Origin of the sequence: Halomonas organivorans, from assembly GCF_014192055.1 — a bacterium.
GTDB classification, from domain to species: domain Bacteria; phylum Pseudomonadota; class Gammaproteobacteria; order Pseudomonadales; family Halomonadaceae; genus Halomonas; species Halomonas organivorans.
This window is the reverse complement of sequence record NZ_JACHXM010000009.1, coordinates 93251-119166: the sequence shown is the minus strand read 5'-3', so window position 1 is coordinate 119166 and position 25916 is coordinate 93251. Positions and strand designations below refer to the sequence as shown.

The 25916-nt window shown below is 66.3% G+C and carries 23 protein-coding genes; 5 read left to right on the top strand and 18 right to left on the bottom strand.

Features of this window, described 5'->3' with window-relative positions:
- Positions 1 to 260 precede the first annotated feature (260 nt).
- From hpaR to FHR96_RS11405, 8 genes are all read right to left on the bottom strand, one after another.
- Positions 261 to 695 (bottom strand): homoprotocatechuate degradation operon regulator HpaR, encoded by a 435-nt coding sequence (hpaR, locus tag FHR96_RS11440; RefSeq protein ID WP_183387812.1) that lies wholly within the window; start codon positions 693 to 695, stop codon positions 261 to 263.
- A 56-nt stretch (positions 696 to 751) separates the two neighbouring features.
- Positions 752 to 2203: an NADP-dependent succinate-semialdehyde dehydrogenase gene (gabD, locus tag FHR96_RS11435; RefSeq protein WP_183387811.1), complete on the bottom strand. Its 1452-nt coding sequence runs from the start codon at positions 2201 to 2203 to the stop codon at positions 752 to 754.
- A 13-nt stretch (positions 2204 to 2216) separates the two neighbouring features.
- A complete protein-coding gene (gene hpaI / locus FHR96_RS11430; protein ID WP_183387810.1) occupies positions 2217 to 3023 on the bottom strand; it encodes a 4-hydroxy-2-oxoheptanedioate aldolase in 807 nt (268 codons plus the stop codon).
- A 72-nt stretch (positions 3024 to 3095) separates the two neighbouring features.
- Positions 3096 to 3959, bottom strand: coding sequence for a 3,4-dihydroxyphenylacetate 2,3-dioxygenase (hpaD, locus tag FHR96_RS11425; RefSeq protein WP_183387809.1), 864 nt, complete (start codon positions 3957 to 3959; stop codon positions 3096 to 3098).
- 35 nt (positions 3960 to 3994) lie between these two features.
- Positions 3995 to 4798: a 2-oxo-hept-4-ene-1,7-dioate hydratase gene (hpaH, locus tag FHR96_RS11420; protein ID WP_246392897.1), complete on the bottom strand. Its 804-nt coding sequence runs from the start codon at positions 4796 to 4798 to the stop codon at positions 3995 to 3997.
- Positions 4795 to 5673, bottom strand: coding sequence for a fumarylacetoacetate hydrolase family protein (locus tag FHR96_RS11415; RefSeq protein ID WP_183387808.1), 879 nt, complete (start codon positions 5671 to 5673; stop codon positions 4795 to 4797). Before FHR96_RS11415 ends, hpaH begins: the two co-directional genes overlap by 4 nt.
- A gap of 140 nt (positions 5674 to 5813) precedes the next feature.
- Entirely contained in the window at positions 5814 to 7322 is a 1509-nt protein-coding gene (gene hpaE / locus FHR96_RS11410; protein WP_183387807.1) for a 5-carboxymethyl-2-hydroxymuconate semialdehyde dehydrogenase, read from the bottom strand.
- Positions 7323 to 7334: 12 nt separating this feature from the next.
- A complete protein-coding gene (locus FHR96_RS11405; protein WP_183387806.1) occupies positions 7335 to 7727 on the bottom strand; it encodes a 5-carboxymethyl-2-hydroxymuconate Delta-isomerase in 393 nt (130 codons plus the stop codon).
- Between the two features lie 163 nt (positions 7728 to 7890).
- Between FHR96_RS11405 and hpaA the strand changes: the two genes are divergently transcribed.
- Positions 7891 to 8790: a 4-hydroxyphenylacetate catabolism regulatory protein HpaA gene (gene hpaA, locus FHR96_RS11400; RefSeq protein WP_183387805.1), complete on the top strand. Its 900-nt coding sequence runs from the start codon at positions 7891 to 7893 to the stop codon at positions 8788 to 8790.
- Between the two features lie 65 nt (positions 8791 to 8855).
- Here the strand turns inward: hpaA and FHR96_RS11395 are convergent, their stop codons facing one another.
- Positions 8856 to 10757: an FAD-binding monooxygenase gene (locus FHR96_RS11395; RefSeq protein ID WP_183387804.1), complete on the bottom strand. Its 1902-nt coding sequence runs from the start codon at positions 10755 to 10757 to the stop codon at positions 8856 to 8858.
- A 589-nt stretch (positions 10758 to 11346) separates the two neighbouring features.
- Here FHR96_RS11395 and FHR96_RS11390 point away from each other — a divergent pair.
- Genes FHR96_RS11390 through FHR96_RS11380 form a run of 3 tightly spaced genes read left to right on the top strand, consistent with a single transcriptional unit; the run spans position 11347 to position 14203 of the window.
- Positions 11347 to 12348, top strand: a complete 1002-nt coding sequence (locus tag FHR96_RS11390; protein ID WP_246392896.1) for a TRAP transporter substrate-binding protein — start codon at positions 11347 to 11349, stop codon at positions 12346 to 12348.
- A 44-nt stretch (positions 12349 to 12392) separates the two neighbouring features.
- Positions 12393 to 12890 (top strand): TRAP transporter small permease, encoded by a 498-nt coding sequence (locus FHR96_RS11385; RefSeq protein ID WP_183387803.1) that lies wholly within the window; start codon positions 12393 to 12395, stop codon positions 12888 to 12890.
- The gene (locus FHR96_RS11380; protein WP_183387802.1) at positions 12887 to 14203 is read left to right on the top strand and encodes a TRAP transporter large permease; all 1317 of its coding nucleotides are present in this window, start codon (positions 12887 to 12889) and stop codon (positions 14201 to 14203) included. The genes FHR96_RS11385 and FHR96_RS11380 overlap by 4 nt, the downstream gene beginning before the upstream one ends.
- Before the next feature lie 158 nt (positions 14204 to 14361).
- On the opposite strand, the gene FHR96_RS11375 is transcribed toward FHR96_RS11380, so the two are convergent.
- The 4 genes from FHR96_RS11375 to hmgA all read right to left on the bottom strand — a co-directional run bounded on the left by FHR96_RS11375 (position 14362) and on the right by hmgA (position 18766).
- Positions 14362 to 15582 carry a Bcr/CflA family efflux MFS transporter gene (locus FHR96_RS11375; RefSeq protein WP_183387801.1) on the bottom strand — a complete coding sequence of 407 codons (1221 nt, stop codon included), beginning with the start codon at positions 15580 to 15582 and terminating at the stop codon, positions 14362 to 14364.
- Between the two features lie 124 nt (positions 15583 to 15706).
- The gene (gene maiA, locus FHR96_RS11370) at positions 15707 to 16351 is read right to left on the bottom strand and encodes a maleylacetoacetate isomerase (protein WP_183387800.1); all 645 of its coding nucleotides are present in this window, start codon (positions 16349 to 16351) and stop codon (positions 15707 to 15709) included.
- Between the two features lie 18 nt (positions 16352 to 16369).
- The gene (locus FHR96_RS11365; RefSeq protein WP_183387799.1) at positions 16370 to 17389 is read right to left on the bottom strand and encodes a fumarylacetoacetate hydrolase family protein; all 1020 of its coding nucleotides are present in this window, start codon (positions 17387 to 17389) and stop codon (positions 16370 to 16372) included.
- A gap of 54 nt (positions 17390 to 17443) precedes the next feature.
- Positions 17444 to 18766 (bottom strand): homogentisate 1,2-dioxygenase, encoded by a 1323-nt coding sequence (hmgA, locus tag FHR96_RS11360; protein WP_183387798.1) that lies wholly within the window; start codon positions 18764 to 18766, stop codon positions 17444 to 17446.
- Positions 18767 to 18885: 119 nt separating this feature from the next.
- On the opposite strand from hmgA, the gene FHR96_RS11355 reads away from it, so the two are divergent.
- The gene (locus tag FHR96_RS11355; protein ID WP_183387797.1) at positions 18886 to 19353 is read left to right on the top strand and encodes a MarR family winged helix-turn-helix transcriptional regulator; all 468 of its coding nucleotides are present in this window, start codon (positions 18886 to 18888) and stop codon (positions 19351 to 19353) included.
- A 48-nt stretch (positions 19354 to 19401) separates the two neighbouring features.
- Here the strand turns inward: FHR96_RS11355 and bhcR are convergent, their stop codons facing one another.
- The 5 genes from bhcR to serA form a co-directional block, all read right to left on the bottom strand.
- Positions 19402 to 20238, bottom strand: a complete 837-nt coding sequence (bhcR, locus tag FHR96_RS11350) for an HTH-type transcriptional regulator BhcR (protein ID WP_183387796.1) — start codon at positions 20236 to 20238, stop codon at positions 19402 to 19404.
- 226 nt (positions 20239 to 20464) lie between these two features.
- Entirely contained in the window at positions 20465 to 21811 is a 1347-nt protein-coding gene (locus FHR96_RS11345) for a uracil-xanthine permease family protein (protein ID WP_183387795.1), read from the bottom strand.
- Between the two features lie 41 nt (positions 21812 to 21852).
- Complete coding sequence (locus FHR96_RS11340; protein WP_183387794.1) at positions 21853 to 23208, bottom strand: 8-oxoguanine deaminase; 1356 nt, start codon at positions 23206 to 23208, stop codon at positions 21853 to 21855.
- A 323-nt stretch (positions 23209 to 23531) separates the two neighbouring features.
- Positions 23532 to 24449 carry a DMT family transporter gene (locus FHR96_RS11335; protein WP_183387793.1) on the bottom strand — a complete coding sequence of 306 codons (918 nt, stop codon included), beginning with the start codon at positions 24447 to 24449 and terminating at the stop codon, positions 23532 to 23534.
- Positions 24450 to 24579: 130 nt separating this feature from the next.
- Positions 24580 to 25830: a phosphoglycerate dehydrogenase gene (gene serA / locus FHR96_RS11330; protein WP_183387792.1), complete on the bottom strand. Its 1251-nt coding sequence runs from the start codon at positions 25828 to 25830 to the stop codon at positions 24580 to 24582.
- Between the last annotated feature and the right edge of the window lie 86 nt (positions 25831 to 25916).

Here is a 25916-nt window from a genome sequence, read left to right as displayed (position 1 = left end):
CCAGCGGATCGGAGTGACAGAGGTGGCCATTGGAGGCTGGATGCTGGCATCGTGCACCCTTCTAGCCATGGGAACGTGCGGTAGCTCCGGGCGGAGCGCGAAGCCAGCCTGACACGGTACTCTGAAAGGGTTGGACGCCGGGTCGACAGCGCCAGAAGGAAGTGGAAGGCTCATCCCGTCGCTCGCCTGAACGCGCGGGTCAGAAGGGGAGCGGTAACGTCAGGCCGACAACGGGATGAGAAATGATCGAGGACGAATGCCTATTCTTCGGGATGCAGGTCCTGCACCTTGCGTAGCAATTGCATCAGCGTCTTGAAGTTGTCGTCGCCGAGTTCCTGCTGGATGCGCTTGTACTGGCGCACCATTTCGTCGCTCATCTCGTCGAACAGGGCCTCGCCTTGGTCGGTGAGGGTGACGCACAGCCGGCGCTGGTCGGTTTCCGGCTTCCAGCGTCTCACCAGCCCGTTTCTCTCGAGGCGCACCAGCACGCCGGTCAGGCTGGGGCGCAATATACAGGCAAGATCGGCCAGCTCACGACTCTCCAGGGTGCTCTTCGGCGATTGCTTGAGCATGCGGATGACCCGCCACTGCTGCTCGGTCAGGCCGTAGCGGTTCAGCAGCGGGCGAAAGAAGCCCATGGCGGATTCCCGGGCCTGGAGCAGGGCGAGGGTCAGCGAGGGTGTCGGTCTGGACATGGGAGTGGCGGAGTCCTTGCAATGAGCCGGGGCCGGGGGCCCCGGTCGATCGGGGGTCAGCGGATCCCCAGGCACATGTACTTCACTTCGAGATAGTCCTCGATGCCGTAATGGGAGCCCTCGCGGCCGAGGCCGGACTCCTTGATCCCCCCGAAGGGCGCGACCTCCGTCGAGATGATGCCTTCGTTGATGCCGACCATACCATACTCGAGGGCCTCGCCGACGCGCCAGGCGCGCCCCAGGTTCTGGGTATAGACATAGGAGGCCAGGCCGAAGGGGGTATCGTTGGCCAGGCGGATGGCCTCCTCCTCGTCGGAGAAACGGAAGACCGGTGCCAGCGGGCCGAAGGTTTCCTCGTCGGCGACCCGCATCTCGTCGGTGACGTCCCCCAGTACCGTGGGCTCGAAGAAGCCGCCGCCCAGAGCGTGTGCCTCGCCGCCACACAGCAGGCGGGCGCCCTTGCCGACGGCGTCGTCGATGTGCTGGCGCACCTTGGCGACCGCCTGGTCGTTGATCAGCGGGCCCTGCTGGGCCGCCTCGTCCTCGGCCGCGGCGACCTTGAGCTTCTTCACGGCCTCGACCAGGCGCTCGCAGAAGGCCGCGTAGACGCCCTCCTGGACCAGGAAGCGGTTGGTGCACACGCAGGTCTGGCCGCTGTTGCGGAACTTGGAGGCCAGTGCCCCCTCGACGGCGGCGTCGAGATCGGCGTCGTCGAAGACGATGAAGGGCGCGTTGCCGCCGAGCTCCAGGCTCAGCTTCTTGATGTCGCCGGCGCACTCTGCCATGAGCCGCTTGCCGATGCCCGTGGAACCGGTGAATGACAGCTTCCGCACGGTGGGGTTGCCGGTCAGCTCGCCCCCGATCTCGCTGGAACGGCCCGCGACCACGTTGAACACCCCGGCGGGGAGGCCGGCGCGTTCGCCGAGCTCGGCCAGCGCCAGCGCCGACAGCGGGGTCTCGGAGGCGGGCTTGAGCACCATGGTGCAGCCGGCGGCCAGCGCCGGCCCCGCCTTGCGGGTGATCATGGCGACCGGGAAGTTCCACGGGGTGATGGCCGCCACCACGCCGATGGGCTGCTTGATCACCACCAGTCGGCGGCCGGCCTTGTCGTGGGGGATCACGTCGCCATAGACCCGCTTGGCCTCTTCGGCGAACCACTCGATGAAGCTGGCACCGTAGGCGATCTCGCCACGGCTCTCGGCGAGCGGCTTTCCTTGCTCCCAGCTGAGCAGCCGAGCGAGGTCTTCCTGATGCTCCAGGATCAGCTCGAACCAGCGGCGCAGCACGGCCGCGCGATCCTTGGCGGTCCTGTCGCGCCAGGCGGGCAGCGCCGCCTTGGCCGCGCCGATGGCCTGGCGGGTTTCGCTGGCGCCTAGCCGGGCTACTTCGGCGATGGTGGCGCCATCGGCGGGGTTGGTCACCGCGAAGCGCTCGCCGTTCTCGGCATCGACCCAGCGGCCGCCGACATAGGCCTGATGGCGCAGCAGGGAAGTATCGTGGATTTTCATGGTCGGGGTTCCTTCAGTAGACGCTGTCGCGCGAGGGCGCATCTTTTGCTGGGCCGTCCTTGAAGGCGCCGGCGAGCTCCTTGAGGGCGCCCATCAGCAGGCTGGTGTCCACGCCGACGGCGACGAACAGGCAGCCCAGTTCCAGGTAGCGGCGTGCCAGCTCACGATTGGCGGAGAGAATGCCGGCGGCCTTGCCGGCCTGCTGGGTGCGGGCGATGCCATCCTCGATGGCGGCCTGCACGTCCGGGTGCCCCGGATTGCCGCGGTGGCCCAGCGACGCGCTCAGATCGGCCGGGCCGATGAATACGCCATCGACGCCGTCCACGGCGGCGATGGCATCCAGGTTGGCCAGCCCCTCGCGGCTTTCGATCTGCACCAGCAGGCACATTTCCTCATCCGCCTGATCCAGGTAGCCGGGAATGCTGTTCCAGCGCGAGGCTCGGGCCAGGGCGCTGCCCACACCGCGCACGCCCTCCGGCGGATAGCGCATGGCGCGCACCAGCTCCCGGGCCTGATCGGCGCTGTCGACCATCGGCACCAGCAGGGTCTGGATGCCGAGATCGAGATACTGCTTGATCAGGGCGGTATCGCCCACCGGCGGGCGCACGATGGGCTGGACCGGATAAGGCGCCACGGCCTGAAGCTGGGCCAGTAGGCTCTTCAGGTCGTTGGGGGCGTGTTCGCCGTCGATCAGCAGCCAGTCGAAGCCGGCATTGGCGGCCAGTTCGGCGCAGTAGCCGTTGGCTAGGCCCAGCCACAGGCCGATCTGGGCATGCCGCTCGGCGATCGCCTGCTTGAAGGTATTGGCGGGAATCTGCATCTCGAGTTCCTCGTTCGAGGCGCATGGCGGGCCCGGTGGCTCGTCATGCACGATGTAGGGGCCCCGCGGGGGTCACCAGGGCAGCGGGAAGACGGCGTTGATCTGGCCGGTGCCGGAGCTGCCGAACGGCTCGGTGAGGATCTCCACCGGCTTGTCGTAGTCCTCGCCACCCAGCAGGCCGAGCAGCATGGCGGTGTCGTGCATGCCGCCCTCGCCATAGCAGTGCTCGGCGTAATCCGGCAGCATGGCGCAGAACTCCTTGAAGCGCCCCTGCTTCCAGAGCTCGACGACGTGCAGGTCGACCTGGCGATCGAACTCCCGCGTCCACTTGTGCAGGTTGTCGCCGGCCTGGCGGTCATCGGAGAAGCGGTGGGAAAGCGAGCCGGAGGCCAGCACCAGCACCTTGCGATCGCTCTTCTCGATGGCCCGGCGCACCGCGGCGCCGAAAGTGAAGCTGTCCTCCAGGCGGTGCCAGGCGTTCCAGGCGGCGACGGAGATCACCTTGAAGCGCTGGTCCTCGGGCACATCCATGTGCATATAGCGCATCGGTACCAGGGAGCCGTACTCCAGCTCGAGGCTGGGAATGTTGTGGGCCAGGGTGCGCACGTCGGCGGCGTTGGCCTCGGCGGCGATGGCCTCGCCCAGCTCGGGGCAGCCCGGGTACTGGTACTCCATGTCCTTGATGAAGTGCGGGAGCTCGTTACTTGTGTAGACCCCCTCGAAGCGCTCGCCGCAGTTGATGTGGAAGCCACTGTTGACCATCCAGTGGACGTCGAAGATCACCGCGGTGTCGGCGCTCATCTCACGGGCGCGACGGCCGATCTCCTTGTGCCCGTCGATGGCCGCCTGGCGGCAGCCGTGATGCTCGCCGGGCAGCTCCGAGAGGTACATCGACGGGACGTGTGTGATTTTTGCTGCAAGAACGACTTCACCCATGGTGGGTCTCCAAGATGTGGCTTGAGCGGCCTCGGTCACGCGAAGCGCAGGTGCACCGAGCCGAAGGGGCCGTAATCGGCATGAATGTCCGTCCCCGACGGGCACTCGACGGGGCCGATGAAGGACCCCGACAGCACCACCTGGCCGGCTTCGATGCGCTGGCCGTAGGTCGCCATGCGACGCGCCAGCCAGATCAGGCCGGTGACCGGGTCGTCCAGTACCCCGGCGCCCAGGCCGGTGGCGACCACCGTGTCGTTCTGCTTGACGATGGCGCCGACCCAGCGCAGGTCGAAGGCGTCGGGGGCGCGGCGCTCCTGGCCCAGCACGATGCCGGCATTGGCGGCGTTGTCGGATACCGTGTCGAAGATGGCGCGGGGCTGGCCCGTCTCGGGATCCTTGCGCAGCACTCGGGTATCGAGGATCTCGATCGCCGGCGCCACGTAGTCGGTGGCGGCCAGGACGTCTTCCCGGGAGACATCGCCCTCCAGGGGCGCCTTCATGACGAAGGCGATCTCGGCTTCGATGCGCGGCTGGATGAAGCGCGTCTCGGGGATGGTGGCGCCGTCTTCGAAGCGCATGTCGTCGTAGAGCACCCCGCTGTCGGGGGTGTCGATGCCGAGGGCATCCTGCATCGCCTTGGAGGTCAGGCCGATCTTCCAGCCGATGACCTCCCGCCCCTGAGCGAGCTTCTGCTCCATCTGGGCGGCCTGGATGGCATAGGCGTCATCCAGGGTCATGCCGGGGTGAGCGAGGGACAGCAGGCCGATCTGCTCGCGTCTCGCCTCGGCGGCGAGCAGTGCCTCGGCGGCCGCGGCGACCTGGTTCGGTGACAACATCATCGCTCGTCCTCCACGCCGTTGACCAGCGTGCCAATGCCCTCGGCCTCGACCTCGATCACATCGCCGGGCTTCAGCCAGATCGGCGGCTCGAAGCGAGCGCCGGCGCCGGTGGGCGTGCCGCAGACGATGACGTCGCCCGGCACCAGGGTGGTGAAAGTGGAGACATAGCTGACGATGTAGCGGAAATCGAACATCATGCGCGAGGTGCGATCCTGCTGGCGCACTTCGCCGTTGACCCGGGTGGTCAGTTCGATGTCGTCCAGTTGGTCCGCCGAGCGGAAGGGCACCAGCCAGGGGCCGATCGCGCCGGTGGCGTCGAAGTTCTTGCCCTGAGTGACGTTGAACTTGGCATGGCGCACCCAGTCGCGGATCGTGCCTTCGTTGCATAGCGTCAAGGCGGCGATGTGCTCATAGGCCTTCTCCTCGGAGATCCGGCGACCGCCCTTGCCGATGACGATGGTCACCTCGCCCTCGTAATCGAGCTGTTCGCTCTCCGGAGGACGCACCAGGTTGTGGTGGTGGCCGACGAAGCTGCGCGGGAAGCGAATGAACAGCGAGGGCTTGCTGGGTGCGGCCTGACCGTCCTTGTATTCCTCGTTACGGGAGGGAAAGTTGACGCCGACGCAGATCAGCTTTTCCGGGTCGGCGATCGGGATCAGGAAGCTCACGTCCTCCTCGCGGTAGGCGGGGTCGCGGCCTTCGGCGGCCTCGAGCAGTTCGTCGAGGGCACCGGCCTCGATGACCTCCTTGAGCCGAGGAAAACGTGGGCCGAAATCCGGCGTCAGGTCGATGATGCCGTCGTCGGTGACCACGCCGTAGCGGTCCGCACCGTTGGCGTGGAAGGCCGCGAGGCGGGCGGGGATGGAGCGGGTCATGGGATTCCTCCTGGCGCTCCGTCGAAGCCGGAGTCGCCGCTGTCAGTATTGCCGAGGTCGCTGCGGTTGGGGGCAGCGGCCTGTCGAAGCGGGGCGCTGGGCCGTCGATGAGCCCCGGCACCGCCGAGGCTCGCGGGGCATCAGCCGAGTTTCGGTACCTGGTGCACCTGGCGCGGAAAGGCGACGTTGACGGTCTCCATATAGAAGTCGAAGGACCAATCACCGCCGTCGCGGCCGATACCGGAGGCCTTGACCCCGCCGAAGGGGGCCGGTAGGTGACGGACGTTCTCCGAGTTGACCCACATCATTCCGGCTTCCAGCTCGTCGGTCATGCGTATTGCCCGGTTCAGGTCGTTGGTCCACAGGTAGGCGGACAGACCGTACTGGGTATCGTTGGCCAGACGAAGCGCCTCGTCCTCGTTCTTGAACGGGATGGCGGTGAGTACCGGCCCGAAGATTTCTTCCTGGGCGACGGTCATGTCGTTGGTGGCTTCGGTGAACAGCGTCGGACGTACGAAGCAGCCCTCCTCGCCGACCTTCTCGCCGCCGGCGGCGATGGTGGCGCCTTCTTCACGCGCCTTGGCGAAGTAGGACAGCACCTTTTCCTCGTGCTCCGGGTGGATCAACGGGCCGACCACGGTATCCGGATCGAGCGGATGACCGACCTTGATGTTGTTGGCCACCTCGGCGACGCGGCGAGTGAAGTCTTCGTAGATCGAGTCCTGCACCAGCAGCCGCGAGGAGGAGGTACAGCGTTCGCCGTTGAGGGAGTAGATCATGAAGCTGGCGGCATCGACGGCGCGCTCCAGGTCCGCATCATCGAACACGATGACCGGGTTCTTGCCCCCCAGCTCGAAGTGGAAACGCTTCAGGGTAGGCGCCGCCTGGGCCATGATCATCTGCCCGGTGCGGCTCTCGCCGACGAAGGCGATGGCCTTGATGGCCGGATGTTCGGTCAGCGCCTTGCCGGCATCCTCGCCGAAGCCGTTGACTAGGTTGAGCACCCCCTTGGGCAGACCAGCTTCCTCGGCGATCTCGACCAGCAGCTTGGCGGTCATCGGCGAGAACTCGGCCGGCTTGTGGACCACGGTGCAGCCCGAGGCCAGGGCCGGGGCGATCTTCCAGGTCGACAGCATGAACGGCGTGTTCCAGGGCGTGATGACCCCCACCGGACCCAGGGGGCGACGCGAGGTGACGTTCATCTGGTTAGCGTTGCGCAGCGCCTGGCCATCCTCGGCCCCCGGGGCCTTGTCGGCGAAGAAGCGGAAATTAGCGGCACCGCGGATGGCGGCCTTTTCCATGAAGCGCAGCGCCTGGCCGGTATCCAGGCACTCGGTGAAGGCGATCTCCTCGGCACGCGCCTCGATGGCCTCGGCGACCCGGATCAGGATGGCGCGCCGCTCCTTGCCGGGGGTCTTGCTCCAGGTCTTGAAGGCCTTGTCGGCGGCCGCCACGGCGCGGTCGATATCGCCGGCATCGCCCCTGGCGACCGAGGCGAGGGGCTTGAGGTCGACCGGCGACAGCGTCTCGAAGGTCTTGCCCGACGCGGCCGGCACGGACTCGCCATCGATGTGGTTCATCACGCCACCGTCACGGAAGCGCGACAGATAGCCTTCGGCGCGGGACAGGTTATCGTTCAAGGTATTCATGATCTTCCTTCCTTACTTGTTTTGGCTCGAGAGTCGGGCGTGAATCGGGGTGTCTTTCCAGCTCAGGTCCGGATCTATGACGCGGATCTCCAGCGACAGGGCGAAGTGGGGCGTCGCCAGCGGCTCGGCCAGGACGTCCCGAACGGCGGCGAAGATCCGCTCCCCAGCGGCTTGTAGCGCCGGTTTGTCGCGCCCGGCGCCGACCGATAGGGTCAGGGCGGCGAAGTCGTTGTCGGCCAGGTCATCGGCGACGATGCAGTGATCGGCGGCGAAGGCACGCACGCGAATGCCCGCCAGCGGGAAGATGCCCGCTTCCTTCATTGCCGTGTAGGCGGCCCGGCAGACGGCGTCGATATCGGCGCGCTCGGCCAGTCCGGGCGAGTATTCGATGCTCAGGTGCGGCAAGATCTGGCTCCTCCAGGTGGATGTGGCGGCTGCGACGAAAGCATAGGGGGCTACCCTCCCCTATATCGTTAACATGTTCATGTTATAGATTAACATCTTCATGAAGTCAATGCGCATGTCGCCATGCGTTAGGCTGCGTCATGAAACGAAGGAGAGTGATGCCATGTCCGATTCGTCGCCGATACCCAACATCGATATCGGAGAGGTCTATGACCAGCGCTACGCCGATGCGGAGGTGCACTACGATGCGCTGGGACGCATGGCGGACTTTTTTGGCCACAATTCACCGGCGCATCGCCATGACCGCTTCTTCCAGGTGCACTACGTCAAGAGCGGCATGGTTAGGGGGTACCTGGACGAACGGCAGTTCCACCAGCGAGCGCCGATGTTCTTCCTGACTCCGCCGACGGTGACTCACGCCTTCGTTATCGAGGAGGGCTGCGACGGCCATGTGTTGACCGTCCGCCAGCAGTTGGTCTGGGACCTGTTGGAAGAGAGCGGCGAGCTCGGTGACGTCCACGCGGTGTCACCGTTGTGCGTGGCAACGGGCCGACTCGGCGGCCGCCACTCCGCCGAGGTGGCGCGCGTGGAGATGCTGTTCGAAGAGTTGCGCCGCGAATTCGACGAGGACCGGCCTGGCCGTGCTCTGGCCATGCAGACGCTGACCCGGCTGATCTTCATCAGCTTGTTCCGGCTGGCGAGCCATGCCTTGCCCGCACAGCCGGTACGTCACGAGGATCTCGCCGTGTTCCAGCGTTTCCAGATGCTGATCGAGGACCATTTTCCGCACCACTGGGTCCTGACGCAGTATGCCGATGCCTTGGGCGTCACCGAGAACCGCCTGAACGAGATCTGCCGGCGCACCGCGGGCAAACCCAGCAAGCGGCTGGTTATCGATCGCTTGATGCAGGAGGCGCGGCGGCTGCTGATCTTCACCACGGCCTCGGTCAACGAGATCGGCTACCAGCTGGGCTTCAACGATCCGGCTTACTTTTCGCGCTTCTTTACCCGCGAGGCAGGGGTGACGCCGGGAAGGTATCGCAGCAGCAATCGGGGCTCGTAAGCCCCCGCTGACTGTTGCTCACGGTCCTGAAGCTCGAGTGGCGACGTGCGATATGCACCATGGTCTCATCGGCGCGGAGCGTTCAGGTTTCCGTCGAAGAACGCGGCCAGATCCTCCATGGCCCCCAGGGGCAGTACCTGAGAGACGTACTGGTCTGGGCGCACCACGACGACGGCACCTTGCCGGTCGATGCCACGGGCCGCGAAGATGTCGGCCTGAGGATCGATGGCGTAGACCTTCTCATAATCGGTCAACTGGAAGGGGCCCACCTTCGGCATGAAGATGCCGGGAATCGTTGGGCCAAAATCGACTTTTCCATGGGGCTGCTGGTAGATCACCTTGACGTCGAACAGGCTGTCCAGGTCGCTGCCTTCCGGGGTGTATTTCACCACCGGCGAGTCCTGAGACTTCAGCAGCCATTCGGCCCAGGCGGCCAGGCGTGAATCCGCCCCCGGCGCCGTGCTATCGGCGAAGGCATAGAGGCGCCAGCGGCCGTCGGCCGTGGCGTGATGTCCCAGATGGGCAGGATTTCCATCACAGACCCGCATGACCGGCGCCGACTTGAAGCGCTTGCCCACCGGGAAGCCGGTGGCCAGAGACTGGTGTGCCGTGTTGCCGGTGATCATCGATTCCCGGTACTCGGTCATAAAGCCGGCGGGGAACTCGGCGGTCTTGACGTAGAAGTCTGCCAGCTCCTGGGGATCCTCGAACTCCTCGGCGGGCTTGGCCATCAGGCTCGACCATTCCTTGTCGAAGTCGATCAGGTTCTGGGCGACTTCCTGGCGCTCGCTGGAGTAGGTCGCCAGCAGGGATTCCGGGGCGATGCCCGACAGCACGTGGCCCAGCTTCCAGGCGATGTTCCAGCCGTCTTGCATGGAGACGTTCATGCCCTGGCCGGCCTTGGCACTGTGGGTATGGCAGGCGTCGCCGGCGATGAAGACGCGCGGCATGCGCGACCCCTCTTCCTCAGGTGGCACATCGTCGAACTTGTCGGTGATGCGGTGGCCCACTTCGTAGACGGTGTACCAGGCGCAGTCCTTCACGTTAAGAGTATAGGGATGCAGGATCTGGTTGGCCTTGGCGACGGTGGTTTCCAGGCTGGTCTGGCGAATCTGGCGGTTGTCGTCCTCGGCGACCTCGCCGAGATCGACATACATCCGGAACAGGTGGCCACCTTCGCGCGGGATGTGCAGGATGCTGCCGCCGCTGGCCGACTGTATGGCGCACTTGGTGCGAATGTCCGGGAAGTCGGTCGCGGCGAGCACGTCCATGACGCCCCAGGCGTGGTTGGCTACTTTACCCACGTGCTTGCGCCCGATCGCCTTGCGCACGCCGCTGTGTGCCCCGTCGCAGCCCACCACGTACTTGGCCTTGACCGTACGCTCCTCGCCCTCCTGCTCGCCACAGACATGCTGCAGCGTCACGGTGACTGGGTATTCCTCGCCATGATCGATGTCCAGGCCCAGGAACTGCAGACCGTAGTCGGGTTCCAGCCGGGTCGGAGAGTTCCTGGCGAACTCGGCGAAATAGTCCAGCACGCGGGCTTGGTTGACGATCAGGTGCGGGAACTCGCTGATCTTGCCGCCGCCATCGTCGAGGGCCACGGAGGAGCGGGTGATGTGTGACGGTTGTTCCGGATCCGGTGCCCAGAAGGCCATCTCGCTGATCCGGTATGCCTCCTCGGTGATCCGTCCGGCGAAGCCGAACGCCTGGAAGGTCTCTACGCTACGGGCCTGGATACCATCGGCCTGGCCGATTTCCAGTCGGCCGGGACGGCGGTCGACGATCCGAGTGGTGATGTTCGGAAACTTCGCCAGCTGCGCGGCGGTGATCATGCCGGCCGGGCCGCCGCCGACGATGAGTACGTCGACCTGCTCCGGCAGGGTCTCGGGGCGGTCGATGCCGCTGCCAGCGGCTGCTTCGACGCGGGGATCGCCGGAGACGTAACCGTGATGATGGAATTGCATTTTATCTCTCCTCCTTTGTTCTTCGGGCCGACCGGCGAGCCCCTGGGGTGTTCGAGGCCATCGGGCACCGAGGCCGCATCGTGGGGGCTACCGTGATGGTTTGCCGAGCGCTTCCGGCTCGGCACTGGTTCGGCTCCGGCCGTTATCAGGACGTCTGACATCCTCACTCACCGCCCGCAGGGAGCACAGGTGTTTTCCGGAGGAGAGATTGCACTTTCCGTGGGTGCGTCTTAGACCTTGGTCGCCCTAAGGACGTGGCGTGCATTGGCGGTTTGGGGCCGGCCCGTGACCGCGGACATAGACATTGGTCTACGGCAGCATGGCTCATTCGCTACGCAGAACCATCCTATTTTTTCATCAAGTAATTGTTTTTAAATAGAAAATATATGTTTTGTCGATGGGGGAAAAGGCGCTGGGACGCCGTTTGACCGGCATCACTTCGGGTGCTAAAACCGTTAAGTTATTAACATTAATATCTTAATAAATGCGCGAACGACGACATGGGTCGTCATCGACAGTCGATGAGAGGCAAAACATCATGAATAGAACAAGTAAGCGATTATTCGCGTCACTGACGATGGGAGCCGCCTTGGCATCGCCGATGGCCCTGGCCAGCGACACTGTGACGCTAAGGATCATGCATTTCCTGCCGGCCGTGTCGAATGCCCAGCAGAATGTCATCGAACCCTGGTGTAATGACCTGGAAAATCGATCGGAAGGACACATCGAATGCCAGATTTACCCCTCGATGCAGCTGGGCGGTAATCCGGCGCAGCTGGCAGATATGGTGCGGAATGGCGTGATCGATATCGCCTGGACGGCACTCGGCTATTCGGCGGGACGCTTCCCGCGCAGCGAGGCGCTGGAGCTGCCTTTCATGCTGCCGGGCGGAGGCGTCGAGGGCAGCGACATTGCTTGGGATTTCTATCAACAATATGCCCAGGAGGATTTCGAGGATTACAAGGTTCTCGCCCTCCAGAGCGACGGGGGTGGCAGCATCCATACGGCGGATACGGCCGTCCATGACATGGACGACATGGAGGGTTTACGCCTGAGGGCATCGACGCGAATGGCCGCGTCTCTGATCGACTCTCTGGGAGGCACGCCGGTCAGCATGCCGCCGGCCCAGATCGCCGACACCCTGGCCAAAGGCGTCATCGATGGGGCCATGGCGGTCTGGGAGGTTGTGCCGCCGACCAAGCTGGATGAGGTCACTCACTACCACTCCCAGACAGCGGAGAATCAGGCCACGCCTACCGTGACGACCCTGGCGATGCTGATGAACAAGCGCAGCTATGAAGGCATGCCCGAGGATCTGCGCAAGATCCTGAACGAGCTCAGCGGACGTGCGCTGTCCGTCCGCTTCGGCGAGTCCTGGGATCGCGCCATCGACTCCGTCCGTAGCGATATCAGTGCGGATCCCGACCACACCGTGATCACCCTGAGCGACGAGGAATACGTCGCCATGCGTGATGCCTCGCGCCCGATCATCGAGGATTGGGCGGCATCGAATGCCGGCGGTATCGACCGACAGGTGCTGGTCGAGGGACTGCAACAGATCGTCGAGCAGAAGGCGCCGAATCTGCAATGAAGGGGGCGGTCTCGGGCGAAGTTCCTGTCTTGGGAGTCATAAAGATGGAAAATGTGTTGCGTCGACTCTCGATTGGTTGCGCTGTGGCGGGTGGTGCCATCGTCCTGGCGATGATCGCGATGTCACTCGTTTCTCTGGTGGGACGAAAGCTGTTCTCCGCACCTGTTCCTGGCGATATCGAGCTGCTGCAGATGTCGATCGCCGTCGCCGTGGCGGCCTTCTTGCCTCTCTGTGAGATGAATGACAGCCATATTCGAGTGGACCTGACCGCGGGGCTCTTCACGCCAGTGGCCAACCGTATCCTGCTCGGCGTAAGTCATGTCGCCTTGGCGGGCATCGCGGCCCTGCTGGCCTGGCGCACCGCGCTGATGGCGGCCGATAGCTACGCCTATGGCGCCATCAGCACCATGCTGAGCGTGCCGCTGTGGATTCCGCAGTTCGCCCTGGTGCCGGGCCTATTGCTGCTGTCGCTGTGTGCCCTATACCGCGGCGTGGTAAGTGTCGGGACCCGATTGGATGATGATAGTGAGGTGCGCTCATGAGTGGACTCGAGATAGGCGCGATCGTCCTGGCGGTGCTGATGATCATGCTCGGCCTGCGCATTCATGTCGGCGTGGGAATGCTGCTTGCGGGAGTTGGCTGTTACCTGATAGTAAACGAGGGGGATACCAATGCCCTGCTCTTCACCCTCAATAACCTCGTCTATGCGCGCTTCTCGAGCTATGACCTGGCGGTCATTCCGCTGTTTGTGCTGATGGGGCAATTTGCGATCCACGGCGGCCTGTCGCGGGCCCTGTTTCGGGCCGCGGCGGCCTTCATTGGCCACTGGCGAGGTGGGCTTGCGATGTCCGCGGCCGGGGCCTGCGCCGGCTTCGGTGCCATCTGTGGCTCGTCCCTCGCGACGGCAACGACGATGAGCCAGGTCGCGATGCCGGAGCTGGCGCGCCACCATTATGACAAGCGCCTCGCCGCCGGTACCGTCGCCGCGGCGGGAACCCTGGGAATCCTGATTCCTCCCTCGGTTCCCTTGATCATCTACGCCGTGCTGACGCAGGAGTCGATTGCTAAGCTGTTTATGGCCGCCGTGGTCCCCGGGGTGATCGCCATGCTGGGCTACATGGTGGTGATCCGCCTGGTCGCGACCCGTACCATGCGCGATGTCCCGCCTGCCCCGAGGCATGACTGGCGCGAAAGGCTCGATGCTCTCTGGGAGGTGGTGCCGGTCATCCTGATCTTCGTCGTGATCATCTTCGGCATCTACGGCGGCTGGGCCAACCTCACCGAGGCCGCCTCGATCGGGGCCGCCGCCTGCGGTGGATATGCGTTCCTGCGCGGTGGTATGCGCCGCGCTGGGCTCTACCGGAGCCTGCTCGGGACCGCCGAAGCGACGGCGATGATCTATCTGGTCGTGGTGGGGGCCGACCTGCTCAATAGCGGGCTTGCCCTAAGCCAGATGCCCGCCGAACTGGCCGACTGGGTGATGGGCAGTGGACTCGCGCCGCTGAGCGTCTTGCTGTGCATCCTGGTGATCTATCTGCTGCTCGGCTGTGTAATGGACTCTTTGTCGATGATCCTGCTGACCATCCCGATCTTCTACCCGATTGTCCTCGGGTTGGACCTGTTTGGCCTGGATTCCACGGGCAAGTCGATCTGGTTCGGCATCATCGCACTGATGGTGGTGGAGATTGGGCTGATCACGCCTCCCATGGGTATGAACCTGTTCATTGTTCAGAAGTATGGTCCCGGTACGACAATGGGGACCGTCAGCCGTGGCATTGTTCCCTTCCTGTTCGCCGATACATTGCGGATCGGGCTCTTGGTTGCTATCCCGACTCTCTCCTTGCTGTTTTTATAGGCTTCGATGCGGAATGCGGTCCTCTTGGCCGCACTTGGCCGGCTTGTCATTGCGAGCCGGCCTTTTTTCGCTTGAAGGGGAGCAACCGCTGAGCTCTGGGGAGAGCGAGATTTACCTCCTTGCATCGAGTCGTGGTTGGAGCGATGACGCGGAGTCGTTCACCGGGCGTGGGAGCCATCGGTCGCCAGGTCGTGCGTTTGTCTCGCTTTGACCAGCCGGGCATAGGCCGCCAGGGCCAGTACGCCGGATAGCCCGATGGCCAGGGTCATGGCGAGCGAGGTGCCGTCGTGGAACTGGCCGACCATGGCCCCGCCCAGGGCGGCGATGGTCATCTGCAGGAAGCCGAACAGCGAGGAGGCCGAGCCGGCGCACTGCGGGTTGGGCGCCAGGGCCCCGGCCATGCTCTGCGGCATGACGATGCCGAAGCCGATCATGTAGACGATGTGCGGCAGGATGATGGCCCAGGCGGTATGGACGCCGAGCAGCGCCAGGGCGGCCATGGTCACGCCGCCCAGCGCGCAGAGCAGGGTGGCGCGTGACAGCAGTCGATCGCGCCCCAGCCGCCGGCTGTAGCGCCCGCTGAGCATGCTGCCGGTGAAGAAACCGCCGACGATCAGCGTGAACAGCACGCCGTAGAGCCCCGGCGATACCCCCAGGTACTCGATCAGCACGAAGGAAGAGCCGGACAGGAAGGCGAACATGCCGGCGAAGGCGGTGGCGTTGGTCAGCGTGTAGCCGACGAAGGCGCGCTGGCCGAGCAGCATCCGGTAGTTGGCGAGGATGGCGCCCGGGGCGATGGACTGGCGGCGCTCGGCGGGCAGCGGCTCGGGCAGCCACCAGGCCAGGATCGCCAGCATCAGCACCGCGTAGCCCGCCAGCAGCCAGAAGATGGCGGTCCAGCCGAACGTGGTCAGCAGCCCCGCGCCGACGATGGGGGCCAGGGCCGGGGCCATGGCCATGACGCTGGCCATGTAGGAGAGCACCCGCCCGGCCTCGACCGGGCCGTGGATGTCGCGCACCGCGGCCCGGGCCAATACCGGCCCGGCGGCGCCGCCCAGCGCCTGCAGGAATCGGCCAAGCAGCAGCCATTCGATGTCCGGCGCCAGGGCGCACAGCAGGCTGGCCACCAGGAAGAGGCCGAAGCCGGCGATCATCACCGGGCGGCGCCCGAAGCGGTCGGAGACCGGGCCGCAGAACAGCTGGGCCAGGGCAAAGCCGGCCATGTAGACGCTGAGCGTGAGCTGGACCCGCTCGGGGCTGGCGCCGAGCGCCTCGGCCATGGCCGGCATGGCGGGCAGATACATGTCGGTAGCCAGTGGTCCCAGCGCGGTCAGGGCGGCAAGCACGGCGACGGTAGCGGCGGAAGTCGGCCTCAGCACGGCGTCTCCTCGGTGAGTGAATGGTCACCAACGATGACGGGCGTCGCCTGCGCCACGCCCGTCATCGTCAGGAAGCCACCGGAAGGAACGGGCTTCGGTGCTTCCTTAGCCCGCTTATTGTACCTCAGCTCGCGTCGGGCTGCTCCTCGGGGGCCGCTTTCCTGAACGCTTCCAGCGCCCGGGCGTTCCCGGCGATACGCCGGATCCGCGGGTAGGCCGAGAGGTCGCACTCGAAGCGCTCGGCGTTGAACACCTGGGGCACCAGGCAGATGTCGGCCAGGGTCGGGGTGTCGCCGTGGCAGAACTCGCCGCTGCCGGCCTCGCGGCTGAGCTGGGTCTCCAGGGCGGCGAAGCCCTCGTGGACCCAGTGCCGGTACCAGGCCAGCTTGGCCGCGTCGTCGACGCCGAGCTCGCCCACCAGGTACTTGAGCACCCGCAGATTGTCGAGCGGATGGATTTCGCAGGCCACCAGCTGGGCCAGGGCGCGCACCCGGGCGCGGTCGGCGGGGTGTTCTGGCAGCAGCGCCGGGGTCGGGTGGCACTCCTCCAGATACTCGCAGATCGCCAGCGACTGGGTCAGCCGTAGCCCGTCGTCGGTCTCCAGCACCGGCACCAGACCCTGCGGGTGGCGCGCCAGGTGGGCCTCGCCGCGCTGTTCTCCCTTGACCAGGTTGACCGGGGCCTGGTCGTACGCCAGACCCTTGAGGTTCAGCGCGATGCGCACCCGGTAGGCGGCCGACGAGCGGAAATAGCCGTAGAGCGTCGTCATTTGCCTCTCTCCTGGGGCTTACTTGGCCTGATATTGCACGACCCGCTGGTCGATGGCGCCGAAGATGCTCTTGCCGTCGCGGTCGAACATCTCGATGCGCACCCGATCGCCGAAGCGCATGAAGGGGGTCCTGGCGCTGCCGTGGAGGATCGTCTCGACCATCCGCACCTCGGCCAGGCAGCTGTAACCCACCCCGCCGTCGGCCACTGGCTTGCCGGGGCCGCCGTCGGCGTCGGGGTTGGAGACGGTGCCCGAGCCGATCACCGCGCCGGCACCCAGGTAGCGGGTGCGGGCGGCGTGGGCGACCAGCTCGGGGAAGCCGAAGATCATGTCCGGGCCGGCCTCGGGCTCGCCGAACTTATCGCCGTTGAGGTGCACGGTCAGCGGCAGGTGGACGCGGCCGTCCTTCCAGGCGTCGCCCAGCTCGTCCGGGGTCACGCAGATCGGCGAGAAGCTGGAGGCCGGCTTGGCCTGGAAGAAGCCGAAGCCCTTGGCCAGTTCGCCGGGGATCAGGCCGCGCAGGCTGACGTCGTTGACCAGCATGATCAGCTTGATGTGGCCGGCGGCCTGCTCGGGCGTCACCGCCATCGGCACGTCGTCGGTGATCACCGCGATCTCGCCCTCGAAGTCGATGCCGTGCTCCTCGCTGATCGCCTCGATGTCGGCGCTCGGGGCCAGGAAGCGATCGCCGCCGCCCTGGTACATCAGCGGGTCGGTCCAGAAGGTCTCGGGCATCTCGGCGTTGCGCGCCTGGCGCACCAGCTGGACGTGATTGAGGTAGGCGGAGCCGTCGGCCCAGTCGTAGGTTCGTGGCAGCGGCGAGTGCAGGGCGGCCATGTCGAGCTCGAAGGCGCCCTCGGCGCGGCCCTCGTTGAGCGCTGCGTAGCGCTCTTCCAGGCGCGGGGCGAGCGCGTCCCAGTCCTCGATCGCCTGCTGCAGCGTGGCAGCGATCCCGGTGGCGCTCACCACGCGGGTCAGGTCCCGGGAGACGATGATCAGTTCGCCGTCGCGGCCGACGTTCAGGGTAGCCAGTTTCATGGAAGCGGTCCTCTTGTCGTCGACGAGGCCTTTGGCCTCGTCCGTGTCAGGGTGTCAGGGCGTGTTCGGGTCGAAGTGGGCACGCAGGGTCGACCAGACGTCCACGTAGTCGTGCTGGCGGAAGTCGGCGGCAAGCGCGGCCTCGGTGGGGTGGAAGACGTAGCGGCTCTCGAACATGAAGGCCAGCGTATTGCCTTGATATTGCGGTTCGAGTTTCGCCTTGCTGGCCTTCTCGAAGGTGTCGGCATCGGGCCCGTGGGGCGACATGCAGTTGTGCAGGCTGGCGCCGCCGGGCACGAAGCCCTCTGCCTTGGCGTCGTACTCGCCGTGGATCAGGCCCATGAACTCGCTCATCAGGTTGCGATGGAAGTAGGGCGGACGGAAGGTGCCTTCGGCCACCATCCAGCGCGGCGGGAAGATCACGAAATCGACGTTGGCCGTGCCGGCGGTGTCCGAGGGCGAAGTCAGCACGGTAAAGATCGACGGATCAGGGTGATCGAAGCTCACGCTGTTGATGGTGTTGAAGCATGCCAGGTCGTACTTGTAGGGCGCGTAGTTGCCGTGCCAGGCCACCACGTCCAGCGGCGAGTGGTCGAGCCGGGTGCTCCAGAAGCGGCCGGAAAACTTGGCCACCAGCTCGAACTCGCCCTGGCGGTCCTCGAAGGCGGCCACCGGGGTCAGGAAATCGCGCGGGTTGGCCAGGCCGTTGGCGCCGATCGGCCCCAGGCCGGGCAGCTCCAGGGGGCTGCCGTAATTCTCGCAGACATAGCCCCGGGCCTGTGTTTCGCGAGAACCGTCGCTGCCCCCGGCCAGGCGCACCTGGAACTTGATGCCACGCGGGATCACGGCGATCTCGCCGCTGCCCACCTCGAGCTCGCCGAGCTCGGTGCGCAGCCGCAGGGTGCCCAGCTGGGGCACGATCAGCAGCTCGCCGTCGGCGTCGTAGAAGAAGCGCTCGGTCATGTCGCGGTTGAAGGCGTAGACGTGCACCCCGCAGCCGGTCTGGGCGGCGGCGTCGCCGTTGACGGCGACGGTCAGCAGGCCGTCGATGAAGTCGGTAGGCGCCTCGGGCAGCGGGGCGGGGTCCCAGCGCATCTGGTTGGGATCCGCGGCGGGGCGGGCCGGCGGCGCGGTGGCCACGCGGCCCGCCTCCAGCGGCCGGTAGGCGCTCTGCACTACCGAGGGACGGATGCGATACAGCCAGCTGCGCAGGTTGTGGGGGCGTGGGGCGGTGAAGGCCGACCCGGAGAGCTGCTCGGCGTAGAGGTCGTAGGGGCAGCGCTGGGGAGAGTTCTGGCCTTCGGGAAGCGCACCGGGCAGGGCCTCGGTGGCAACGTGGTTCCGGAAGCCCGGCTGATAGTCGAGCGATGTTGTCATTCTTTACGACCTCCTGGGCAAAAATGGTTTCAAGTGAAACTATGCCAAGGCTAGACCCTGTTGGTTTCATATGCAACCATTTCCCGGCCCTTCCCGAACTGACTCGCAGAGTGATGCCCATGCCCACCGACGATGCCGCGCCGACGAGCTTCGATCTCGATCATTTCCTGCCCTATCGCCTCAACAGCCTGGCCGATCGCATCAGCCAGGCCCTGGCCCGCCTCTACGAGACGCGCCACGACCTGAGCGTGGCCCAGTGGCGGGTGCTGGCCTGGCTGCATCATCGCGAGCAGTTGACCGCCAAGCAGATTCGCGAGGCCACGCGCATGGACAAGGCGCGGGTATCCCGGGCGGTGCAGGCGCTGGAGGATCGGGGGCTGATTCGGCGGCGGCCATCGCCGGAGGACCAGCGCCGTCACGAGCTGCGTCTTACCGAGGCGGGGCTGGCGCTGCTGGAGGAACTGATTCCCGAGGCGCGGGCCTGGGAGGCGGAGCTGGTCGCGCCGCTGAGCGTGGATGAGTACCGCCAGCTGTTCGAGCTGATGGCTCGGTTGGAGGGGCAACTGGGGCGGCTGGAAGGGGAGTGAGATAGAGAGGCGTGAGGAGAGGGGCCCGGCGGAAGCGCCGGGCCCGGGTCAGGCCAGGGCCTCGTCGTGGGCGGGGATACGGCCGCCCAGCCGGGCGGTGATCTCCTCGGCGGCGTCGCGAACCTGCTCGCCGAGCTCGGTGAGACGCTCCTCGGGAATCCGCGCCATGGGGCCGGAGACCGAGATGGCTGCCAGCGGAATGCCCTGCTCGTCGTGGATGCAGGCGGCCACGCAGTGCAGGCCGATGGCGTGCTCTTCGCGATCGCAGGCGTAACCCTGGCGGCGGATCTCGGCCAGGCTTTCGCGTAGCGCGACGGTATCGTGGATGGTGTTGGTCGTGACGCGTGCCAGGCCGCGTTCGTCGAGCACGCGTTCGAGCTCGTCGTCGGGCAGCCAGGCCATCAGCGCCTTGCCGACGCCGGAGGCGTGCAGCGGGGCCCGGGAGCCCAGGCGGGTGATCATGCGCATCATTTGCGGTGACTCGCTCTGGGCCAGGAACACCGCGGTACTGCCGTCGCGCACGCCGAGGTTGGCGGTTTCGCCGGTCTGGGCGGTCAGCCGGCGCAGGAAGGGCCGGCTGGTGCCGACGAAGTCGCGAGCCTCGAGGAAGCTGTTGCCGATGCGAAAGGTCTTGACGTCGATCTTCCACATCCCGAGCTCGTTGTCCTGGGTGACATAGCCCTGGCTCTGCAGGGCCTGGAGCAGCCGGTGGGTGGTGGAGGGGGCGAGTTCCGCCTGTTCGGCGATCTCCGACAGCGCCAGGCCGCCGGGGCTGCCCGCCAGGCGCTCCAGCAGGTTTAGCCCGCGCACCAGGGACTGGCTGTGGCCGCCACTGCTCTTGCCCGATGCCGGTCGTCCCGCCGTTCTGCGCTTGACTTCACTCACTGCCTGATCTCCTGCTGCGACTGCTCTGGAGCTATCAGCATACCCGCTCAAGCGCGGCCTGTCTTGCCTGCGGAAATGGTTTCCATCGATGGACGCCTGCGCGCCGGAAACGCGCCTCGATGCTGGGACGCGGCGCCGGGGCCGGCGACGGAAGAGAAGGGAGATAGGGGCCGGCTTGCCGACCCGCGGGGAAAGCGTGGCCGCCCCATTGGGGCGGCCGGTGGGGTCAGACGTCGTCGCGGAAGGTGCGGTCGTGCTTGGGCAGCACCAGGTTCAAGATGATGGCGCACAGCGCGCCGGGGATCAGCCCGGATTCGATGATCGCCTGGACGTTCTCGGTGTAGCCGGCGTAGAGGCCCTCCTGGGCGGGCAGGCCGATGGCCGCCGACAGCGAGATGCCGATGATCACCATGTTGCGCTTGTTGAAGTCGATGTGGGAGAGCATCTTGATGCCGGCGCTGGCGATCATGCCGAACATGATCAGCACCGCCCCGCCCAGCACGGCATTGGGAATGCTCGAGATCAGTCCACCCAGCTTGGGTACCAGGCCGGCCAGTACCAGGAAGCCGCCGCCGATGGCCACCACGAAGCGGCTGACCACCCCGGTGAGGGCGACGATGCCGACGTTCTGACTGAAGCTGATCTGCGGGAAGGCGTTGAAGACGGCGGCGAACACGCTGGACAGGCCGTCGGCCATCACCCCGCCGGAGAGCTCCTTGTGGGTGGGTTCGCGGTCCATGCCGCCGGCGGTGGTGCCGACGATGTCGCCGATCGACTCGGCGCAGGTGACCACGGCCAGCAGCACCACCGGCAGGATCGCCGAGAGGTGGAACTCCACGCCGATGGCGAACGGCGTCGGCAGCGAGAACCAGTCGGCCGAGCCGATGGAGGAGAAGTCGACGACGCCGAACGCCAGCGCGCTGCCATAGCCCACCAGCAGGCCGATCAACGGCGCGGTCTCGGACCAGATGCCGCGGCCGAACTGGTGCAGGCCGAGCGTCACCACCAGCACCAGGGCGGCCAGCAGCAGGTTGTGTGCGGCACCGAAGTCGTCGGCACCGAAGCCGCCACCGGCGTAGGCGAAGCCCACCGGCATCAGCAGCGTGCCGATCATGACCACGAAGACCCCGGTGACCACCGGCGGGAACAGGAAGCGGAACCAGGGCAGGAAGAGCCCCACTAGGGCCATGGCGATGCCGCCGCACAAGGCCGCGCCGAGCGCCGCCGGAATGCCCATGCCCACGGCGATGGGGATCAGCACCGGCACGAAGCCGAAGCTGGTGCCCATGACGATCGGCAGCCGAGCGCCGATGGGGCCGAGGCCCAGCGATTGCACCAGGGTCGCTACCCCGGCCACGAACATGGCCGCCTGGATCATCAGCGTCGTCTGGTCCTCGGGGAGGTCGGCGGCGCCAGCAATGATGATCGGCACGGTGACGTTGCTGACGAACATCGCCAGGATGTGCTGGATGCCCAGCGGAATCGCCCGGCCGAGCGGCGGCATGGCATTGACGTCGTGGGTACTGCGCACCTTCGGCGCCTTGGCCTCGGTGGCGGTATCGGGTGTCGACATGGGTGGTCTCTCCTGTTGTCGTTGTTGGAAACCCGTTCGAACTAGACGGCGCTGCGTAGCGCCTTGGCAGCCTGGTCATGGCGGGCCAGCAGGGCGTCGAGATCGACGCCGACCGGCCGGCCCTCGGTCACCCGCCACTGCCCGGCGACCATCACGCGATCGGCGCGGTGGGCGCCACACAGCAGCAGGGCGGCGATGGGATTCTCCGCGCCCGAGAAGCGCGGCTCGTCGAGGCGGAACAGCGCCAGGTCGGCCTGCTGGCCGGGCGCCAGGCCGCCGATGTCGTCGCGGCCCAGGCAGCCGGCCGAGCCCTGGGTCGCCCAGCGGATCACGTCATCGTGGGTGACCCGGCTCGGAGCGTAGCGCAGCCGCCCCAGCAGCAGCGCCTGGCGCATCTCCTCGGCGAGGTTGGAATGGTCGTTGGAGGCGGAGCCGTCCACCGCCAGGCCCACCGGACAGCCGGCGGCTTCCAGATCCAGGGTGCGGCACAGCCCCGAGCCCAGCACCATGTTCGAGGAGGGGCAGTGGGCGATGCCGGTGCCCGCGGCACCCAGCCGAGCGATTTCCTCGTCGTTGAAGTGGATGCCGTGGGCCAGCCAGGTGCGGGCGGACAGCCATCCAGTGGCCTCCAGGTAGTCCAGCGGGCGCATGCCGAACAGCCGCTCGCAGTAGGCGGTCTCGTCCTCGGTCTCGGCCAGGTGGGTGTGCAGGCGCACGTCCTTCGCCTCGGCCAGGCGGGCGCTCTCCTGCATCAGCTCGCGGCTCACCGAGAACGGCGAGCAGGGCGCCAGGGCGATGGTGGTCATGGCGCCGTCACCGCGCTGGTGGTGGGCATCGATCAGCCGCGCGCTCTCGTCGAGGATGGTGCGCTCGTCCTGGACCACCGACTGTGGCGGCAGGCCGCCGTCATCGCGACCCACGCTCATCGAGCCGCGGGTCAGGGCGGCGCGTACGCCGAGGCGCTGGGCGGTTTCCACCTGCACGTCGATGGCCTGGGCAAGGGCGCCGGAGAACACGTAGTGGTGATCGGCCACGGTGGTGCAGCCGCTCATCAACAGCTCGACCATGGCCAGCTCGCTGGCCACCGCCATCTGCGACTCGTCGAGGTGGGCCCAGACGTCGTAGAGGGTGGTCAGCCAGGGAAAGAGTTCCTTGTTCAGCGCCGGCGAATAGGCACGCGTCAGGGTCTGGTAGAAGTGATGATGGGTGTTGACCAGACCCGGCAGCAGCACGTGATCCGAGGCGTCGAAGCTCGCGTCGACCGGAGTGTCGGGCGTGCCGCCCGCCGGCACCGCCTCGACGATGCGCTCACCGCGCACCACCACGCCGCCGGCGGCCTTGGGGTCGCTGCAGGCGCGGGGGTGGCGGATCCACAGGGTCTGTGCGTTCTCGGTCATGATTGTCCTCCTGAAACGCCGCCGGGGGCGGCAGGGTGGACAAAGGGTTACCCAAGTCTCGTTCGGCAATGCCGCAAAAGTGTCTGCGCTTGGCCATACGGCGTTAAAAATCAGCTCAAAATGCTCATTTACGTCTAGTAAACTCCGCTTTCTCGCTGATTTTTGCCTTGTCTGACCTTCGCTCGCCGACTTTTCCAGCATGGCCGAGGGACCGGAGCCTTGGTTCAGGTGCCTTTGTGGTGTTGTGTACGACGCTGTGTCGTGGATGAATCAAGGATTGTGTACAAAATGAGAGGGTTTTGCGCGACTGTCAAGACGAACGCTCAACGGCGTTCGTCGGGGGTCTGCTCTCGGGCAAGTGCCGCGGCCTTGAGCCGGCTCAGCCGGTCGCCGAACAGATAGGCGCCCAGTGCCACCAGGATCAGTGCGGCGCCGATCAGCATCGAGGCCGAGGGGCGTTCCTGGTTCAGCAGCATGCCGAGGCCCAGTGCCAGGATTGGCGTGATCAGGGTCACCAGGGCCACGGTGGCGGCGTGCAGTCGCGAGAGGATCAGGTAGTAGCAGAGGAAGCCGATCAGCGAGCCGAACACCGCCAGGTAGAGCACCGCCCAGCGGCCACGCTCGGTGAGCGGAATGGTCAGCGGCTCGCCGCTGGCCAGCCACAGGGCCAGGAAGCAGGGCAGGCTCAGCGCCAGGGCGCCGACGGTCTGCTCCAGGGGGCCGAGGCCTGCCGCCACGCGCTGCACGGCGATGCCGCTGCCGCTGAACAGGGTGACCGCCGCGAGCATCATGATCAGGGCGCCGAGCTGGCCGCCGCCCACGCCGAGGCCGTCGAGGAATACGACGCCAAGCCCCACCACGCCCAGGGCGCAGCCGAACCAATGCCAGCGGCGCAGCTTGCGGGCTCCGGGCAGCGCCTGGAGGATCAGCCCCGAGATCAGCGGGGCCATGCCGAACATCACCGAAAGCAGCCCCGAGGGCAGCTGCTGAGAGGCGTGATAGCTCAGTGCCATGGCGCCGAACACCCCGGGGACCGCGGCCGCGTAGCTGGCCAGTGCTCGGCGGTCGCGGCGCAGCCCTCGGCGCAGTACGGCGAGGATCAGGACGCCGGCGACCAGGGCGATCAGCATGCGCAGCATCACGCTGCCGATCGGCGCGCCGGCCTCGGCGCTCCACTTGATGCCCAGTGGCGTGGTGGCCCACACCAGTACCACGATGAGATAGGCCGGTCCGGTCGGCATGGCGGCATTCCTGAGGCGAAGGGTGATGGCGAGCGGTGTGTCGCCGGCTCATCATTATCGCGAAAAAAACCGCCGCGTCGATGACGCGGCGGCGGTCGAGGTACGGCGCCGTGTGAACGGCCGGCTGGCTTCAGCCCTCGTAGCTGGACTCGGAATAGAGCACCCGCACCCGCTTGGTATGGGCGACCTGGCTCAGCGCCTCCAGAGCCTTGGGGCCATAGTCCTTGTCGACGTCGATGACCACGTAGCCGATGCGCTCATTGGTCTGCAGGTACTGGCCGAGGATGTTGATGTCGTTCTCGGACAGCACCTTGTTGATCTCGGACAGCACGCCCGGCACGTTGTCATGGATGTGCAGCAGGCGATGCTTGCCGGGATGGGCCGGCAGCGCCACCTCGGGGAAGTTGACCGAGGTGATGGTGGTGCCGTTGTCGGAGTAGGTCACCAGCTTTTCGGAGACCTCGATACCGATGTTTTCCTGGGCCTCCAGGGTGGAGCCGCCGATATGCGGGGTGAGGATGACGTTGGCCAGGCCGCGCAGCGGGCTGACGAACTCCTCGTTGTTGCCCTTGGGTTCCACCGGGAAGACGTCCACTGCGGCGCCGTTGAGGCGGCCGGCCTCGAGCGCCTCGGCCAGCGCCTCGATGACCACCACGCTGCCGCGGGAGGCGTTGATCAGGATGCTGCCCGGCTTCATCAGCGCGATCTGCTCCTCGCCGATCATCCAGCGGGTGGAGGGCAGGTCCGGCACGTGCAGGCTGACGATGTCGGCGCGGGCCAGCAGCTCCTCGAGGCTGCCCACCTGGCGGGCGTTGCCCATGCCCAGCTTGGTGACCACGTCGTAGTAGATGACGTCGAAGCCGAGCGATTCGGCGAGCACCGAGAGCTGGGCGCCGATGCTGCCGTAGCCGACGATGCCCAGGGTCTTGCCGCGGGCCTCGTGGGAGTTCTTGGCCGACTTCAGCCAGCCGCCCTGGTGGGCGCGGGTGCTCTTCTCGGGGATGCCGCGCAGCAGCATGATCGATTCGGCCAGCACCAGCTCGGCCACCGAGCGGGTGTTGGAGTAGGGCGCGTTGAATACCGGGATGCCGCGCGCCAGCGCCGCGTCCAGGTCGACCTGGTTGGTGCCGATGCAGAAGCAGCCCACGGCCACCAGCTTCTCCGCGGCGTCGAAGACGCGCTCGTTGAGCTGGGTCCGGGAGCGGATGCCGATGAAGTGGACGTCGCGGATCTTGTCGATCAGCGTTTCCTCGTCCATCGAGGTCGGCAGGTGCTCGATGTTGGTGTACCCGGCGTTGAGTAAGTTATCCACCGCGCTCTGGTGGATGCCCTCGAGCAGCAGGATCTTGATCTTGCTCTTGTCCAGGGACGTCTTGGCCATGGTCGAATCAACCCCTTCTTAGGTGTGCGCCGCTTGCGGTTCAAGGTGGGGGAGCGATGGAACCCGCCAGGTCGCGGAGGCCTGGG

Excerpts from the sequence above, each read along its gene's own strand:
- hpaR (WP_183387812.1), bottom strand. The coding sequence starts at position 695 with ATGTCCAGACCGACACCCTCGCTGACCCTCGCCCTGCTCCAGGCCCGG.
- gabD (WP_183387811.1), bottom strand. The coding sequence starts at position 2,203 with ATGAAAATCCACGATACTTCCCTGCTGCGCCATCAGGCCTATGTCGGC.
- hpaI (WP_183387810.1), bottom strand. The coding sequence starts at position 3,023 with ATGCAGATTCCCGCCAATACCTTCAAGCAGGCGATCGCCGAGCGGCAT.
- hpaD (WP_183387809.1), bottom strand. The coding sequence starts at position 3,959 with ATGGGTGAAGTCGTTCTTGCAGCAAAAATCACACACGTCCCGTCGATG.
- hpaH (WP_246392897.1), bottom strand. The coding sequence starts at position 4,798 with ATGATGTTGTCACCGAACCAGGTCGCCGCGGCCGCCGAGGCACTGCTC.
- FHR96_RS11415 (WP_183387808.1), bottom strand. The coding sequence starts at position 5,673 with ATGACCCGCTCCATCCCCGCCCGCCTCGCGGCCTTCCACGCCAACGGT.
- hpaE (WP_183387807.1), bottom strand. The coding sequence starts at position 7,322 with ATGAATACCTTGAACGATAACCTGTCCCGCGCCGAAGGCTATCTGTCG.
- hpaA (WP_183387805.1), top strand. The coding sequence starts at position 7,891 with ATGTCCGATTCGTCGCCGATACCCAACATCGATATCGGAGAGGTCTAT.
- FHR96_RS11395 (WP_183387804.1), bottom strand. The coding sequence starts at position 10,757 with ATGCAATTCCATCATCACGGTTACGTCTCCGGCGATCCCCGCGTCGAA.
- FHR96_RS11385 (WP_183387803.1), top strand. The coding sequence starts at position 12,393 with ATGGAAAATGTGTTGCGTCGACTCTCGATTGGTTGCGCTGTGGCGGGT.
- FHR96_RS11380 (WP_183387802.1), top strand. The coding sequence starts at position 12,887 with ATGAGTGGACTCGAGATAGGCGCGATCGTCCTGGCGGTGCTGATGATC.
- maiA (WP_183387800.1), bottom strand. The coding sequence starts at position 16,351 with ATGACGACGCTCTACGGCTATTTCCGCTCGTCGGCCGCCTACCGGGTG.
- FHR96_RS11365 (WP_183387799.1), bottom strand. The coding sequence starts at position 17,389 with ATGAAACTGGCTACCCTGAACGTCGGCCGCGACGGCGAACTGATCATC.
- hmgA (WP_183387798.1), bottom strand. The coding sequence starts at position 18,766 with ATGACAACATCGCTCGACTATCAGCCGGGCTTCCGGAACCACGTTGCC.
- FHR96_RS11355 (WP_183387797.1), top strand. The coding sequence starts at position 18,886 with ATGCCCACCGACGATGCCGCGCCGACGAGCTTCGATCTCGATCATTTC.
- FHR96_RS11345 (WP_183387795.1), bottom strand. The coding sequence starts at position 21,811 with ATGTCGACACCCGATACCGCCACCGAGGCCAAGGCGCCGAAGGTGCGC.
- FHR96_RS11340 (WP_183387794.1), bottom strand. The coding sequence starts at position 23,208 with ATGACCGAGAACGCACAGACCCTGTGGATCCGCCACCCCCGCGCCTGC.
- FHR96_RS11335 (WP_183387793.1), bottom strand. The coding sequence starts at position 24,449 with ATGCCGACCGGACCGGCCTATCTCATCGTGGTACTGGTGTGGGCCACC.
- serA (WP_183387792.1), bottom strand. The coding sequence starts at position 25,830 with ATGGCCAAGACGTCCCTGGACAAGAGCAAGATCAAGATCCTGCTGCTC.